General features: G+C 56.8%; 12 protein-coding genes. 8 read left to right on the top strand and 4 right to left on the bottom strand.

Annotation, left to right across the window (positions count from 1 at the left end):
- Positions 1–6: 6 nt before the first annotated feature.
- Positions 7–639, bottom strand: a complete 633-nt coding sequence (locus AAF358_05455; GenBank protein MEM7704976.1) for a sigma-70 family RNA polymerase sigma factor — start codon at positions 637–639, stop codon at positions 7–9.
- Between the two features lie 299 nt (positions 640–938).
- Between AAF358_05455 and AAF358_05450 the strand changes: the two genes are divergently transcribed.
- The gene (locus AAF358_05450; protein MEM7704975.1) at positions 939–1,826 is read left to right on the top strand and encodes a TMEM43 family protein; all 888 of its coding nucleotides are present in this window, start codon (positions 939–941) and stop codon (positions 1,824–1,826) included.
- A 113-nt stretch (positions 1,827–1,939) separates the two neighbouring features.
- On the opposite strand, the gene AAF358_05445 is transcribed toward AAF358_05450, so the two are convergent.
- Positions 1,940–3,388, bottom strand: coding sequence for a right-handed parallel beta-helix repeat-containing protein (locus AAF358_05445; protein ID MEM7704974.1), 1,449 nt, complete (start codon positions 3,386–3,388; stop codon positions 1,940–1,942).
- A gap of 320 nt (positions 3,389–3,708) precedes the next feature.
- Between AAF358_05445 and AAF358_05440 the strand changes: the two genes are divergently transcribed.
- Positions 3,709–5,613: a hypothetical protein gene (locus AAF358_05440; GenBank protein MEM7704973.1), complete on the top strand. Its 1,905-nt coding sequence runs from the start codon at positions 3,709–3,711 to the stop codon at positions 5,611–5,613.
- A gap of 148 nt (positions 5,614–5,761) precedes the next feature.
- On the opposite strand, the gene AAF358_05435 is transcribed toward AAF358_05440, so the two are convergent.
- Together AAF358_05435 and AAF358_05430 are read right to left on the bottom strand one after the other, a co-directional pair.
- Positions 5,762–6,538 (bottom strand): LytTR family DNA-binding domain-containing protein, encoded by a 777-nt coding sequence (locus tag AAF358_05435; protein MEM7704972.1) that lies wholly within the window; start codon positions 6,536–6,538, stop codon positions 5,762–5,764.
- On the bottom strand, positions 6,535–7,641 hold the full coding sequence (locus AAF358_05430) for a histidine kinase (GenBank protein MEM7704971.1): 1,107 nt from the start codon (positions 7,639–7,641) through the stop codon (positions 6,535–6,537). The genes AAF358_05435 and AAF358_05430 overlap by 4 nt, the downstream gene beginning before the upstream one ends.
- Positions 7,642–7,892: 251 nt before the next feature.
- Here AAF358_05430 and AAF358_05425 point away from each other — a divergent pair, with 251 nt between their 5' ends.
- From AAF358_05425 to AAF358_05400, 6 genes are all read left to right on the top strand, one after another.
- Positions 7,893–9,161: a hypothetical protein gene (locus AAF358_05425; protein ID MEM7704970.1), complete on the top strand. Its 1,269-nt coding sequence runs from the start codon at positions 7,893–7,895 to the stop codon at positions 9,159–9,161.
- A 401-nt stretch (positions 9,162–9,562) separates the two neighbouring features.
- The gene (locus AAF358_05420; protein MEM7704969.1) at positions 9,563–10,330 is read left to right on the top strand and encodes a glutathione S-transferase family protein; all 768 of its coding nucleotides are present in this window, start codon (positions 9,563–9,565) and stop codon (positions 10,328–10,330) included.
- Positions 10,331–10,511: 181 nt separating this feature from the next.
- The gene (locus AAF358_05415) at positions 10,512–10,763 is read left to right on the top strand and encodes a hypothetical protein (protein ID MEM7704968.1); all 252 of its coding nucleotides are present in this window, start codon (positions 10,512–10,514) and stop codon (positions 10,761–10,763) included.
- Between the two features lie 220 nt (positions 10,764–10,983).
- On the top strand, positions 10,984–11,418 hold the full coding sequence (locus tag AAF358_05410) for a DUF3237 domain-containing protein (GenBank protein MEM7704967.1): 435 nt from the start codon (positions 10,984–10,986) through the stop codon (positions 11,416–11,418).
- Positions 11,419–11,858: 440 nt separating this feature from the next.
- Complete coding sequence (locus AAF358_05405; GenBank protein MEM7704966.1) at positions 11,859–12,629, top strand: hypothetical protein; 771 nt, start codon at positions 11,859–11,861, stop codon at positions 12,627–12,629.
- Between the two features lie 208 nt (positions 12,630–12,837).
- Entirely contained in the window at positions 12,838–13,761 is a 924-nt protein-coding gene (locus tag AAF358_05400) for a DUF1838 family protein (GenBank protein ID MEM7704965.1), read from the top strand.
- The last annotated feature ends 506 nt before the right edge of the window (positions 13,762–14,267 follow it).

The raw sequence follows: 14,267 nt of genomic DNA, 5'->3' as shown, positions 1-14,267 counted from the left end.
ACAGATCTAGTGTTCCTGGAAGAATAGCGAGTTGATCTCACGATCCGCGCGACTGACGTGTTTAGCAGCGGCGGAGCGGGAGAATCCCAACCGCTTAGCCACCTCTTCCATTGAAAGGCCTTCAACTCGATACAGCATAAAGGCACGTCGACGCCGTTCTGGCATCTTCCGCAAACATGCGTTGATGGTCCTTAGCTGTTCCCTCGCACTAATGATGCGTTCGGGGCCCGAATTGTCACCCTTGGGCGAAAAGAAAAGCTGCTCGATCTCAAAATCGTACTTCGTGCGAACGTCGGCCTTCCGCCTAGCGGCCAGAACGATATTTCGAGCTGTACGCCAGAGGAATGCCCGAAGATTTCGAATCGATTCGATATCGCCGCGATCGTACAGCTTGCGAAACGCCTCCTGCGCCACGTCCTCAGGGTCGGGCGGGCCGCTGCCAAAGGCGCGCCGGATGCCGTCGGATAATTCCTTTACGTAATCCTTATATGTCGCCAGGAGAGGGTCATTGTCCATGGAGGCTGACGCTTGGGCATCTTTGTCCAGCAGCGGCGCGTCGGTAGACGTGACGACCTCGCGATCTGGAGCGTAATCCACGAGCTCATTGAGGGACGTTCCTGATGATCGATTGCTACTCATGCCCAGTGCCGTGCCGAGATAGCCGACCAATACGAACGAGACGCTTTATCGTAATCCAAGATCGATTCGTGGAGAAGCGATATGCCAGTCGATCTAGCGTTTCTCCGCAATCCAGGCTCCCTGCTCCATCACCAGTAGGCTCTTGAGAAGGCGCTGGATACGAGCATGTTCTCTAGACAGCCGCCAGTGGTGGATTTTCTTGTCGAAAGCAGAGGGGGTGACTCCGAGTGTGCGCTGGAGAACGTTGCAGGCGTTTTAGAGAGAGCGGCCTGGTTGACGTTAAGCGTAGGATGCTTGAGATGGTCAATCAGCTAGCGGTAAAGGAGGCGCGCTTTATGACGCAGGAAAAGCAGCAGAAGACCTGGCAGAAAGTCGCAGCCATGATTTACGGTTTGGTGTTCATGTCGGTTGCGGTATGGGGCTTCCTTTGGAGCGAAAGGCAAAGAACGGGTGCCACCACAACGCTGGACGAGATTCTTGAGTCTTATATCGATCGCTCTGCCATCGGCAGCTCAACCGCCAAAGAGTACCCCTATGTTTATGTCCGGGGGAAAGCGGAATCCGAAGAACTGCTCGTTGATGATCTTTTTGGTCTTAAGCTTCGCGCGCTTTTTTTGGAGCGACGGATGGAGCGCCTGGAGAGGAAAGTTTCCCGGTCCGAAGGCAGCCGGACAGTGTCCTACGAGTGGGTTTCGTTTGCGGAACCTCCGTTGACCACATACTACACAACGCCAGACCCGCTTGAAGTATCCGGCGTGGTTTTGTCTCGTCAGCTTCTGGACTGGCGATTCGAGGGCGAGCGAATCCGATGTGATGATGAGCGCATAAGTAACATCCCTCCTTTCCGGGGAAAGGCGCTGTTCTGCCAATCGGACGGCAGGCTGGCAAATTGGCCGGAAGCTGAATCCGCCAGCGAGGGCGACGTGCGCATCGCCATCAACTACCTGCCGCTCGGTGACGTCAGCGCGCTAGGAAGGTTCTCCGATGGCGTGCTCTATCCCATCGAAGACAAAAACCAGGCGTATCTCTATCTGATCGAACCAGGAACACGGACCCCGGAAGCGCTTGTCGCAACCGCTCGGGCGCGGGTAAAGAAAGGCGGCAATATTGGGCGGTGGTCCAGCATCGGTGTATTTCTTGTCGGTCTGTTCTTTTTCAGCGGGCCCTTTAGGCACAGACAGCGCTAGGACGCCCGCGATCCGCGCTCGCTGCCTATTGGTTGGGCGCCGCGCAGTGCATGAGCTTTGAGGCCCAGCGCTGCAGAGGCCGTTCGATATTTACCCGCAAACCTTGCCTCCAGCTACTCGAATCCATTGGCAAACAGCGTATCGGTAGCGCCTGCCTCAACGGCGCCGATGTCGCACAGTCCGTCGGCTCGCGTGAACCGTCGCTGATCGGTAGCGGGACAAAAGAGGTTGCCTGTGTCAATGGCGGGACTACCGGGTAGCGGCATTCGGGTGAGGGTGGGGCCACCGTTGTCGCCGAGCGGCCCAAGCGTGGGGTCAGCGAAAATCAGATTCTCCTGGACGTCGGTGCAGTCCCCATCGGTGTAAAGGTTGTGGCTGTTTTCCACCAGAGTCGCGCCGTTTGTGACACAGTCATCGGCGCCATCACTCACGACAATGGAGTTGGCGATACGACCGCGAGCTGTGGCTCCCGAGAAAAACTGCAGTGCCGGTGTGTCGGTGACGGTGATCGTGCTGTTCAAAAGCGCCAGGAAGTTTTGTGCGGCGATGCCCCGGCTGCCCGTGATGGTGGAATTCTCGATGGTCAGCTCAAGGTTGATAAAAGCGGGCCCATCGAGGACCAACACGCCGGTTGTTGCGCCCGACAGGTCCTGCAGGTGCGACCCAGATACCCGCAGCACGCTGTCAGCTCCCCCGCTGATTAGCTGTTCACTGGTCCCGCTGCCAGCGGTTAGCGTGCTGGATTCAACGAGTACGTTCGCCACGGCCACCTGGATACTCGATCCGAGGCTGGTGTTGTTGTCGGCAATCTGACTACCAGAAATTGTTCCGTCTGCAGTCGCGAAAATTGCGCCGCCGTTTTGCGCGTCATTGTTCGAGATGATGCTGTCTGAAATTTCAAACGGACCGCGCAGCGAGAGCCCGCCTCCACCAAAATCGGCCGAGCAACCCCTGATTTCGGATGACTCCAGAAAAAGGGAGCCACTGCTCTCAATCGCAATGGCACCCCCGAAACCTCCGATGGGCGCGGCCCTGGAGTTGATAATTCGGCTGTTGGAAACGGTCACCGGTCCATCGCTGAGAATAGCGCCGCCGTCGGTTATGGCGCTGCCCTGCGTCAGGGTGATATTGCGCACGACAAGCTCCGCGGTGCTGACCTGGAAGATGCGATGGGCTCCTACGCCAGAGATCTGGAATACCTCTTGGCCCGGTCCGTTGATCGCCGTATCCGCGGTGACATCTAGCTGCTGCGTCAAAATGATCTGGCCGGGCACGATGGCGGCGTCAAAGAGGATCTGATTGGGCCGATCCCCCGCCAGCCGTTGGCGCTGGCAATCCCCCACGTTGGCATCGGTTGCAACCGTCGCCAGAGCCTGGCGCAAAGAACAGCCCGTCGCGTTGGCGCCGTCCGATGTTGTCCCAACCACCACCTGCAGATAGGTGGGCAGCACAATCTGGGCGCTGCTGCTAAGCGGGAACGCGATCGCCAGCAGATGGATGCAAAGTAGTCCTCTGAAGAATCCACTTCGTTGTTTGAAATCCAGTCCGGTATGGCTTGTCATGGGGTTACTCTACTAAAGCTTTATGCATAACAACGGCATTGAACGAGAAACCCGCACACCCCACAATGCGCTCTAGCTTGCGGCGGCAAATTTGTGTTGCCTCGCAGAATGCTGATTTCCAGCAAACCGTTCAGTGGCCAGGCGAGCATTTCAGCAGAATCTGGCTCATTAACCGCGCCTTTGCTGCGTCTGATGGGGTAATTTGACGAAAAGAGGTTGAATAGCCTGGCGGCACGCCTCTGCAGCGAACCGGCAAATTGAACATGTATCTCCGCCTAAAAAGACTCCTGCTTTGTGCTGCGATGGTTACGGCCGGTTCGTTGACTGCCCACGAAATCGGCAATCAGACGCCTAACTCCGCGTTCTTCGTTCAGGGTCAAAGCTTTACGCCATCAGTTCGGGGTAATGAGTCGGTTGGGCCACCGCGGGGGTTCAACGGTCAGGTGACGCTTCAGCGTCTGGTCATCGATTTTGATTCGGCTGAGGTCGATCCACCTGCGGAAATCTACATTTACGACCAGCTGCCGACAACCAGCCAGGCCGCTACCGGCGCCGACGCGCTGGCGGTCTTCGATTTGGCGCCGCAATTCCTGCTCGAAGCGTGCCTGGAGCTTGACCCGGTGCCCAACTGCTATGAATACAGTCGTGGCTCCAACGGCGTGACTGTTCCCTTTGATCACCGGGTTTACGCCATTTTGCCTCGGTGTGCGGCAATCAGAAACGCCGCAAACGAATACGCGGGCGGCGCTGATCTTTTTTCGCCCGGCTGCCCTTCTCCTGGAGCAGACCCCATCGTAGAGGGCGGCTTCGATATTGGTTTTCAGGCTTGCTTCGCTCAATACGGGCCCACTCCGGTAGCAGACTATCGTTTTCAAGAATCGCTGAGCAGCAGCCTGGCGAGCGCGCCGGCGCTGATCGATCTGGGCGTCAACATTTTTTCGCTGGATACCGTAAACGATGAGAGTCGCCCGGCGCTGAGCGTGGATGCAGGAACGGGCCTGCGACTCGACGTTGGATCATTACTGTTTGCGGCAGAGTACACCGTGGTCATGACCATCAATTTCGGCTCAGTGGCTGAGGGAGAGCAGGCCAAGCTGCTGGATTTTTCCAATCTCACATCCGATGCTGGCATTTACGTGGCCGGTGGGGCGACTGGCCCCTCGATCAACTTTCTCGGTGATAGCGCGGCTGCTGGAGCCAACAGCTTGGCACTGGCTGCTGCCGGTTATCATCAGATCGTGATCTCACGGGCCTCCGAGCGCGAGCCGAATTTCGGAGATTTATCTGACGAGATTCGGGTTTACGTTGATGGAGAGCTGGAGTTTTCACTCCAGGCCCCGGGCGATGGGTTGATCTCCGGCGATGGGCAGCTGCACTTTTTCCGGGATGATCAAGTCACGGCCAATTCTCAGAATCTCGACCTGTCGGTGGTCCGGCTGCAGCTCTTTGATTCTGCCCTGGAACCATCCCAGGTAGAGAGACTCAATCTGTTGGCGCCGCTGTCACGGGACCGCTTCGAAAATGACAACCTTGCCAGCAGCGCGCGGCCCGTCGAATTCCCCGACGGTGTTGATCGGACCTTTCACAGTGATAGTGATGTGGACTGGATCTTTCTCGATGCCGATGATGAGACCCGCGTAGATGGGTATCTGTTGTCTTCGCCTGACGCCGACCCGCGTTTCCAACCAATCGTAGAGTTCTTTGGGCCTGCAATCTTCACCCACCCCCGGGCGCAGCCTAATCAGACGCTGGGTTCATGTGGTGTCAGCGCTCCGCTGGAATTTTCTCATGAGCCAGGCTTGGTCAGGATTAGGAACTGCCCGAGCGTTGCCATTGTGGCTTCAGACCCCGTCGACTATCAGTTTCAGGAGCGATATAAAACCGACGCGTTTAGCCGCAATCGAACCTGCACTGCCACGGCCTATCCGCCTCCGGCTCCCGGTGTGGCAAGGATTCGGGGGACGATCACCGAACAGGGAAACGGCAACCCCGTCCCTGGTGTCATTGTGCTTCAAGACGGTCAAGTTGCTGCCATATCAAACAGCGTCGGCGCCTATCAGTTTGTGGTGAACCCTGGGGCAGTGGTGGTCAGCCTGCTGTCTGAGACCTGGATCGCGCCGCCCGTTCCCGCCATGGGAATGGAGTTTGGAGACACCGTCGTGAATTTCGCGGTTTCCTCAAATGAACAGGCGTTTACCGACGGGTTTGAAGAACGGCTATTCTGAGAAAAATCGAACTAGGTAACAACAAATCCGCGGGTCCTGTCCCTCAGGATTTCACCAGTCCTCGCTACACGGCGCAGCCCACTTCACTATTTGCCTCCGGACAGGCCGCGCGATAGCTCCAAAGCATTCAGGTTCACCAGACGCCAGATCAGTCGATACCAAGCTTTTCGAATAGGACCGACCGATAGCTGGCACTCACCGGAATCTCCGTACCGTCGCGGGTAATCACCTGGCCGCTGTCATCGGAAACATGGCGATATTCTTTCACCTCATTCAGCGCCACAATGGCGCTGCGATGCGTGCGGCAAAAGCGGTTGGGGTCGAGATGATCTTCCAGAAAAGACAGCGGCACCCGCTGCAGGTGTACTCCGTCTCTGTGCCCCACTTCCACATAATTCCCGCTGGCCCGAAGCCAGAACACGTCGACGACATCAATAATGCGGATCGAGCCCACCGAGCGAATCACGAGTCGGTCTAGCGGCTTCTTGGGATCGCGGTAGCCGGATTGCTGACGCCGAACGCTGCGGCGGGTTTCGTCTTCTGCCAGACAAAGCTCGATACGTTCGACGGTGCGGTTGAATCGTTCGTCGTCGAAGGGTTTCAGGATGTAGTCGAAGGCGAACAGCTCAAAAGCGGAAATGGCGTACTGATCGTACGCCGTAACAAAGACGATGAGCGGTGGCTCCTTCAGGGTGAGCAGCTGTCGACCCACCTCAATGCCGCTGGCGCCAGGCATCTGCACATCCAGAAAGATCACCTGTGGCTGTAGCTTCTGCACCATCTCCAAAACCCCCTCGCCGCCGGCTAGCTCACCAACAACCTGCCACTGCTGGAATGGTCGAAGCGCCTCCCGAACATTGGTCCGGGCCAGTGGCTCATCGTCGACGATGACCGCGGTGATGGTTTGAGGTTCGTTGCGACTCATGGGTCGTCGCTGATGCTGCGGGGCAACGTTACAGTTGCTTCAAAGCGACCATCTGCTACCTCTGCCGAAACCGTCGACTCTTCGCTGAACAAAAGGCGAAGCCGATGGCGCAGATTGGTGAGCGCTATGCCAAGGCCGGCACCGTTCTTGACTGACGTCGCTGCTACCGGGTTGCTGACCTCGAGAAACACTGCGGTGTCGTTAACCCGAATCCGGGTGTTGATTATCGATGGCTCCTGACGCGTTTCGACGCCATGAACAAACGCGTTTTCGAGCAGGGTCTGCAGCACAAAGGGCGGGCAGGTTGTGCCGGGCGGGATGTCCCCTGCGTCGATGATGGATTCAAAACGGCCGCCAAATCTCAGCTTTTGGAGCGCGAGGTAGCGGTTGCAGAACGTGAGTTCGTCTTCGAGCAGGATCAGCGGTTCATCGCTGGTTGCTAGAGAAAACCGCAGCATGTCGCCAAGGTTCTGGATCGCCGTATTGGCTTCGGCAGATGACGCGGTGCGGATGAGTCCGCTGATGGACCCTAATGCGTTGAACAGGAAGTGGGGGCTTAGCTGAGACCTGAGCAGCTGCATGCGCAGGTCGGCAAGCTCCAGCTGATCAGAAACCCGTTCGCCTTCGAGGCGCAGCGCCGCTTCCCGCGCCGCTTGCCACCGCTCAATGTAGGTCCACCCCAGGCTGGCAAACACCACCAGGAGATAAAGCATCACGACAAAAAAGACGGAGAAGAAGTTGGTCTGTGCAAACAGTTCCAAAGCCGACCGGGAGTCGCGCTGAAAGGTCCAGTCCGCAATGGTGCCGTCCAGCCAAAGATTAACGGGCAGCCAAACCAGGCCAACGGTGCCGACCAAAACGGCAAGCTGAGCCCAGCCGCCATCGCGGCTCACGCGCCGCAGAACGCTGATCATCAGGATGTTGAATGCTGCCCAGCACAGATAGATGCCCTGGTTGCCCAGGAATATTCGAAAAGTCACTTCGAACGGCTGATCAAATTTCTGAGCGTTCAGAATGACCGATAGGAGATACAAGCCGCCGACCGCCATCCAGAAGGTGCCAACCGCAATCAAGACTCCCCTTGAGAGTGGAGTGGCACTCATGAGAGCAGAGGTATCCCTGCGGACTTCGGTTGGGTTGGAGAATGCGGGAATGACTGGATGCACCCTTAGATGACTGCCTTTTCTGCTGCGCACTGTCGTACAGCGCGCCCCTGGGTTCAAGCAGATTTGTGTTCACCCCCTGCTGGACGCGATTCGTCCCATCAACACGCCATTTGGGCCCATGCTCATTGTTGTGCTGCGACCCCTGTGAAACAACTACCGTTCTTTTCGTAGCGAGGAAGACAACGGGGATGAATCTAAAGAGAATTTTGGCGGCGGGTGTGTTGTGCGTGGCGATTGGGGCAGCAGGATCCACTGGGGCAACAACCGTCTCGACGATCACCACAGGCCAGGGCGGCCTTGACGGGCTGGAGGTGGGGCCTGACGGGTCAGTCTACGTGTCCCAACCCAATGGCAATCGGGTGTTTCGCATTACTGATGGTGATGTGCAGACCTTTCTGACCAATCTGGAATTTCCGCTTGGCACCGTATTCGACGGCGACGGCAACTTTTATGTTTCCAGCAGTCAACGTGTGGTGCAGCGTACGCCGGACGGGCAGACGTCCAACTACGCCACCGGATTTTCTTTGGCCGCAGGCCTGGTGTTTGATGAGGGCGGCGACCTCTTTGTGGCGGATTACAATCTCAGCCGCATCTCCCGCGTCGCCTCGGACGGCACTGTCTCGGTCTTTGCCAGCGGGGGGGAGATCAACGGGCCCGCAGGCGTGGCCTTTGACAGCCAGGGGCGGCTCTACACCGGAAATTTTAACGACGGAAAGATCATTCGCTTTGACGGTGATGGGAATCAAACACTCATCGCCCAACCCGGTAATCAGGTTGGGTACATCGCCATAGGAGCCGACACCATTTACGCCACGCTCGGTGTCAATCGCGTGGTGACCGTTACGCTTGATGGCACCATCAACGAACTCGCCGGCACTGGGCAAAATGGAACCAACGACGGTGACGCTGCTACCGCCACGTTTCTGGGAACCAATGGAATTACGGTCTCGCCCGATCTGGGCACCGTCTATGTGTCGGAATTCCAGGCCAACGGAGGGGTTCGAGCGATTACCCTCTCTGACGGCAATGCGTTTGAAATCAACCAGGGAGTATCGGGCGCGTGGTTCTACCCGGTGACCAGCGGATCAGGCCTGCTCCTGGACGTTAACCCAGACAGCGCGTTTTTTTTCGCCGCCTGGTTCACCTACGCCAATGATGCTGAAGGCGCCGACGGGTCTACCCGCTGGTATACCGCCAGCGGCGACTATCAAGGCAACGCTGTAGACGCCATGCTCTTTCAGTCCAGCGGTGGGCGCTTCGACGAGGAAACCGCGGTAGACACGGTGCCGGTCGGCACGATGCGGTTCGAGTTTTCGGGCTGCAACGCTGCCACCGTGACCTACGCATTCGATGCGGGTGGTGCCGGCGAATTCCCCATCGAGCGGGTTATTCCGGGCACTGAGGCGCTGTGTCAGGCCTTGGCGCCGGTCGCCGAGAAAGCCATGCGGTTTCGCTAGCCTGGCGCGATCCACCCGGCGCTCCTGCGCGCCCTGCGGGCGCGCAGGAGAAACTCGAGACGCCATTAGAGCTTTGGGGGCGGAGATTCTCTGGCGTCCCGCAGACATCGCAGCGGGAAGACTTGTCTACGAGTAGCCGAGGGGTCATCACCAAGTACCCCGTCTGCTAAAGAGCAGGCCCGGCACCCGGCGAGCATCCTAGTAGTATGTATCGTTTGCGAAGCCAGGTATTCAAGATCAGGAAAGAAATCCAGAGCGACTCGTAACATTCTGACCTGGCACCTGGTCCCGAACCCTCGGCTAGAGCTATCCATATGACTGGCTTTTCTGTTTGTCGGCTACCGAACGGAGCGGCTGTGGGAGTCCGCTAAGATGGAACGCTCGCCACTTCAGGAGGAGATGTGCTCAAGTTATACGGACACCCGGCCAGCCAACCGTCCCGATCAGTAATCTGGGCTTGCGTTCTTCACGAGCTGCCGATCAGATTGGTGGCGCCTGACCCAAATGAAGAAAGGTCTATCAGTCAACGAGGACAGCTTCCGGTCATCGATGATGAAGGCTTCGTATTATCCGAAATGCCCGCGATCCTAAGCTATCTCGCCGAGAAACATCACTGGAGAGATATGTATCCTGAAGACCTACGGCTAAGGGCACGGGTAGCCCAGTACCTTCACGTGCATCACACGCTCACGCGGCTCGCAACAACAAAACTCATGGCTCCCCATGTGCTCGTCGCGTTCGGCGGAAACCCCACCTCTAACCCGCTAAGTTACGTCAACGACATCTGTATTCAGTCATCCATGGATGACCAAGATGGTTTGGCGACCGGGCAACAGCTGCTTGCTCAGGTCATTGAATTCCTCGAACAGGCCTATCTCGGCGATCACGGGTTTATCGCCGGAACCTCCCACGCCACCATTGCGGATCTAGCCTGCTATGAAGAGATCTGGCAACTGCAAGAAGCGAATCTGTTGGATTTATCAGGCATGGAACGCATGCAGGCGTGGCTTCGCCGTATGAGGGATCTGCCCAGTCATGATGACGTTCACCGCTTTAACCTTGTTCTTGGGGACATCAGGTCATCCCCGAACACCATGGAACGCTTCTCAGAAGCGGTTACTGAGGCGTTTTCTTCGCTAGCTGTCTTGAAACACGTCCACATGGCATGACTGAAGGCAATGGGCCCCTGACCCCTCGGCTAAACCGTTGTTTTCCACTCTTTGAAAACCCGAGCCGGGTGAAAGATTGTAACCAGGTCGCGACAAGGCAAACCCATCACAGAAATGGTCGCCGGTAAGCGGTAATTTCATCTCCTGATGAGTAGATCCGCACATCGGAGCGCCCCCACCAATGATCGAAGACGAAACGATGCCTTCGCTACAAGGCACCGTCATGGCACAGAGTTACCTGATAGGGGTTCTGTGCAAAAACCTGCCTGCCGAGATCCGAGCGAAAGAGTTGGTTCCTCACGTCGAGCGCCGGCTCCACGATCTTGAGCTAAAGATCGACGTGGCCAAGCGGGCTGGCATCGACTGGTCTGTTGCTGTGTTTGAGGCTGAACACCGAATCCTGCAGCGGACCCTGCGAGACATGGCCGCCTGATCTTAACTGGCGGATGGCCCTAGTTGCTCTCACTACTCGGGCAAATCGTCAGTTTCAGATTGCAACTGGGTCGGCTCCAAGTGCCAAGTCAAAGAACAGGAAAGAAACCCCGAAACGAGCCGTAACAGATTGACCTCGCTCTTGGTCCTGACCCCACGGCTATTGACCTCTTCGCTAGAACTGGCGCCGAAGCACTGACGCAGTGTCTTGGTACCATTGAATGATGAACACTAGCTCGACCTCAAATCCGGTTCTGATTCCCCTTTGCGCCGTCGACCTCACGCTCGCGTCTCCGGTAACCATTGGTGAGGGCCCGAGCGGCAATCGTACGGTTGTGCGCATCCTATCGATGGCAATCTCTGGCGACCGTCTGAACGCGAAGCTGGTTGGAGACGCTGCCGCAGACTGGCTGACCGTTGCGGGGGGCGTTGCCACAGTCGACGTTCGAGCGACGGTCGAAACGAACGATGGCGCGCTCATATACCTTCAATATCGCGGGCGATCCGATGTGACAAAAGGAATCGGCTCTGCTCCGTTTTACGTAGCCCCGACCTTTGAAACTTCCGACAAACGCTACGGCTGGCTCAACTGTGTCCAGGCGGTCGGTAAAGGTGATCTCGCGAGTATGCGCTACGAATGGTTTGAGGTTCGGTAAGTGAGCATAGGCTCAGCCGACGCCGCAAGATCGTGTTGAGCGGCGTCAGCACAGGCAACTGGAGATGGTGGGCGATACTGGGCTCGAACCAGTGATCTCTGCAATGTGACAGCCCGATTGTGTCGTTAACTGATTGTTTTTATTAGCCATTCTCGAGCGATCCGTTGCGGATTTCGCACAGCCAAGTACAACTAGGTCCAACAGAGTTCCTTCGATACTCCTCTTCCGAGTGAGCCAATCTGCGTCAATTTGAGGGGCAGGTTCAGAGTTCGCCGTCCGACCCAATACGAATTGGTCGACCAAAACTTTGCTGGCCCCCGCGAAGGCCAAAGAATCGGTCGAACGACACGCCAACCCGAGGCTAAGCGACTTGGGTGCCGAGCATTGATCTATTGATCTGATGGGTTACGCTCAGCGAGATGAGATTTCTGGAGTCGACTATGCACATGCATCGGTTAGTTTTTTTCGGCTTGATCCTGAGCCTCACGCCTTTGGCTGCGTGCGGGCTAGAACTTACGAAAACTCATGGCGAGCTTACCTTGCGCTACACGAAGGCGATCCCGGTCGAGGCAGTCGAAATGGTGGCGACGCGGGCTGAAGCTGGGTTTGCGGTCGTCAGAGCCTTTCTCGCTCAGGCGGAGACCTATGCGGGTGAGCCGTACGATACGCCGATCGAGATCCTGATCGATCCTGACCAGCAAACCCCTTACCAGCGAGGCGCAACAATTCGCCTGCCGGAAGCTCGTATCCTGAATATCTACAACGAGGTGAAAGATGGGCGCACAGATATCGGCCTGATTCACGAAATTACGCATGTCTTAGCCGCCAGCTTCAATCGCCAAAATCGTGATCGATTCTACGACGATGGTCTGGCTGTCTTTCTTCAGCATAGGTTTGGGCCCACGCCCAATTACCCGGACTTTGGCGAGGATCTTTATGTTGCGACTGCCAGAGTTGCTTCCGAACATGGTGGCTACCTGAAGCTAGCCGAAACCGAAGCGACGCGGCGCAAAACCAAAAGCCGTACCGGTCGTAAGCTTGCCTATCTTCAGGAAGGCGCCTTTACGCAGTTCCTGATTGAGAATTATGGTTTGGACGCCTATTTTCGGATCTATCACGGCACCGACTTAGAAGCAGTCACAGGAAAGACTCTTGAAGCACTCGAGGCTGACTGGCAAGCGATGCTAGGAGCAGTTGAAGCGTTGCTCTAGGTCAAGGTGTGGCCGAAGGCCAGGATAGGCACAAGGCTGAACACGGGTATTCATTCCTAAACGCTCCGGGGGGTGCGGTCGCGGTAACGCTACACGAGACACCGTCCGGCGCTTGGACTAGAGGCGATTTCGTCCCCTACTTATAATGACATAGCGTCATAACAACTCGATGAAGAAACACCGTACCTAGGCTCAACGGGAGCTACGTATGTCAATTGCTACCATGAAGCGCCGCACTTTGTTGCAGTCTGGGGCTGGCCTAGGCCTTGCAATGACCGTGGGCATCGACTCAGCGGCAAATGCGCAAGGCCTTAAGAGCCTGGATTTGGCGACACCCGGCGGAATCCTCAACAACTACATCAAACTGTTGGGGAGCCTCAGGGAGTCGAATGTCTATGTCGCTTTTTCTGGCACTTTGTGGGGCATGGCGCCTGACCGAGTCCCTGAAGCGCTGTGTGGTTTCGGCGGTCTTGCTCGCCACCAATGGAATCCAAAGGGCCAAAGCTATCGCCGCAAATCGTTCGACGTTGGCTACTTCAGTGATCTGGAAAGCGGCGAACCGATCGATACGATGGTCAATCCGTTCACCGGAGAAACGGTGGAGCCATTCCACTATAAGTATGGCGGTGGCGAGCAGCTGTTCACCGAAGCGGGCCTATCAGCCATATCCGGGGAAGGGGACACTCAGGAAGCAAAACCGTATGACCTGGATTGGCAATCCCTGGGTAATCAGATCTGGCTAACGGAGGGCGGTGGCGGCGAATTTCCGTCTCCGTTGCCGCGGGAAACCTGGCCCCGTGAATCATCGGGTGACGCATTTCGTTTTGCCAGCGAGACGACCTACTCATCGACAGTCGACCAACTCGCCAACCCTGAGCTTACTCAGGCCGACTACACGCTTTTTTGGTCGTCCGTATTGTCGTGGGAACCTTGGCTCTTGATGGATGGAAAGCCGGGGTTTGTGATGTGGCGCGGCGTCGGAGCCAAGCTGCGCAGCTACCAAGATGCGCCGCGGCCGCTGCTCAGCTACATCGAAAAGGAACAAAGCAACTACTTCGACAAGGCTGACCCTTGGGAAGGCGTGGTCCGCAATTTCGATCGCTTCAAAGCGATGCGCAAGCCAGCGAGCTAGCGATAGCCGCCACCGGCAGAACCGGAAACCGAAAATGGTCGGCAGTTTGCCGACGCATTACCGCAATCTATGATCGATCGACGAATGACCAGCTCCGTTCTTCCCGTGGGTAAGGAGATCGTCTGCGCGAGATCGAGCGGTCTTTGAGCTTCGTGTATTCGATCACAGTCGGCTGACTTGGAATTGCAATATCTCGCTCGTTGCTAGGCGCGGTTCACTTTTCTGAGATAAAAAAAGGGCATCTATCCCTGCGGGCCGGCGAACGCTGCCTGCCTGATTGATCGGATTATCGTTAGCAGGCGGCGTTGTCGCTCAAGCAACCTTCAGCGAAAGTGACATCGTTTTCGAGAGCAACGAGATTCGAGTCAATCACTTCTACCCGAAAAACCAGGGATTCCTAATGCAATGGGCCAGGACTCAGTGCCACGTCCGTTCAAAAGCGGGCATGTCACGCCACAAACATTTCAGCAGATCGACTTGTTAGCGAAGCTGAGTCGCCAACCCTG

It is taken from the genome of Pseudomonadota bacterium (assembly GCA_039033415.1).
GTDB lineage: Bacteria > Pseudomonadota > Gammaproteobacteria > Xanthomonadales > SZUA-38 > JANQOZ01.
Note: the sequence above shows the minus strand (reverse complement) of the source record. Positions and strands in the feature narration are given on the sequence as shown.

Excerpts from the sequence above, each read along its gene's own strand:
- AAF358_05455 (MEM7704976.1), bottom strand. The coding sequence starts at position 639 with ATGAGTAGCAATCGATCATCAGGAACGTCCCTCAATGAGCTCGTGGAT.
- AAF358_05450 (MEM7704975.1), top strand. The coding sequence starts at position 939 with ATGGTCAATCAGCTAGCGGTAAAGGAGGCGCGCTTTATGACGCAGGAA.
- AAF358_05445 (MEM7704974.1), bottom strand. The coding sequence starts at position 3,388 with ATGACAAGCCATACCGGACTGGATTTCAAACAACGAAGTGGATTCTTC.
- AAF358_05435 (MEM7704972.1), bottom strand. The coding sequence starts at position 6,538 with ATGAGTCGCAACGAACCTCAAACCATCACCGCGGTCATCGTCGACGAT.
- AAF358_05430 (MEM7704971.1), bottom strand. The coding sequence starts at position 7,641 with ATGAGTGCCACTCCACTCTCAAGGGGAGTCTTGATTGCGGTTGGCACC.
- AAF358_05425 (MEM7704970.1), top strand. The coding sequence starts at position 7,893 with ATGAATCTAAAGAGAATTTTGGCGGCGGGTGTGTTGTGCGTGGCGATT.
- AAF358_05415 (MEM7704968.1), top strand. The coding sequence starts at position 10,512 with ATGATCGAAGACGAAACGATGCCTTCGCTACAAGGCACCGTCATGGCA.
- AAF358_05410 (MEM7704967.1), top strand. The coding sequence starts at position 10,984 with ATGATGAACACTAGCTCGACCTCAAATCCGGTTCTGATTCCCCTTTGC.
- AAF358_05405 (MEM7704966.1), top strand. The coding sequence starts at position 11,859 with ATGCACATGCATCGGTTAGTTTTTTTCGGCTTGATCCTGAGCCTCACG.
- AAF358_05400 (MEM7704965.1), top strand. The coding sequence starts at position 12,838 with ATGTCAATTGCTACCATGAAGCGCCGCACTTTGTTGCAGTCTGGGGCT.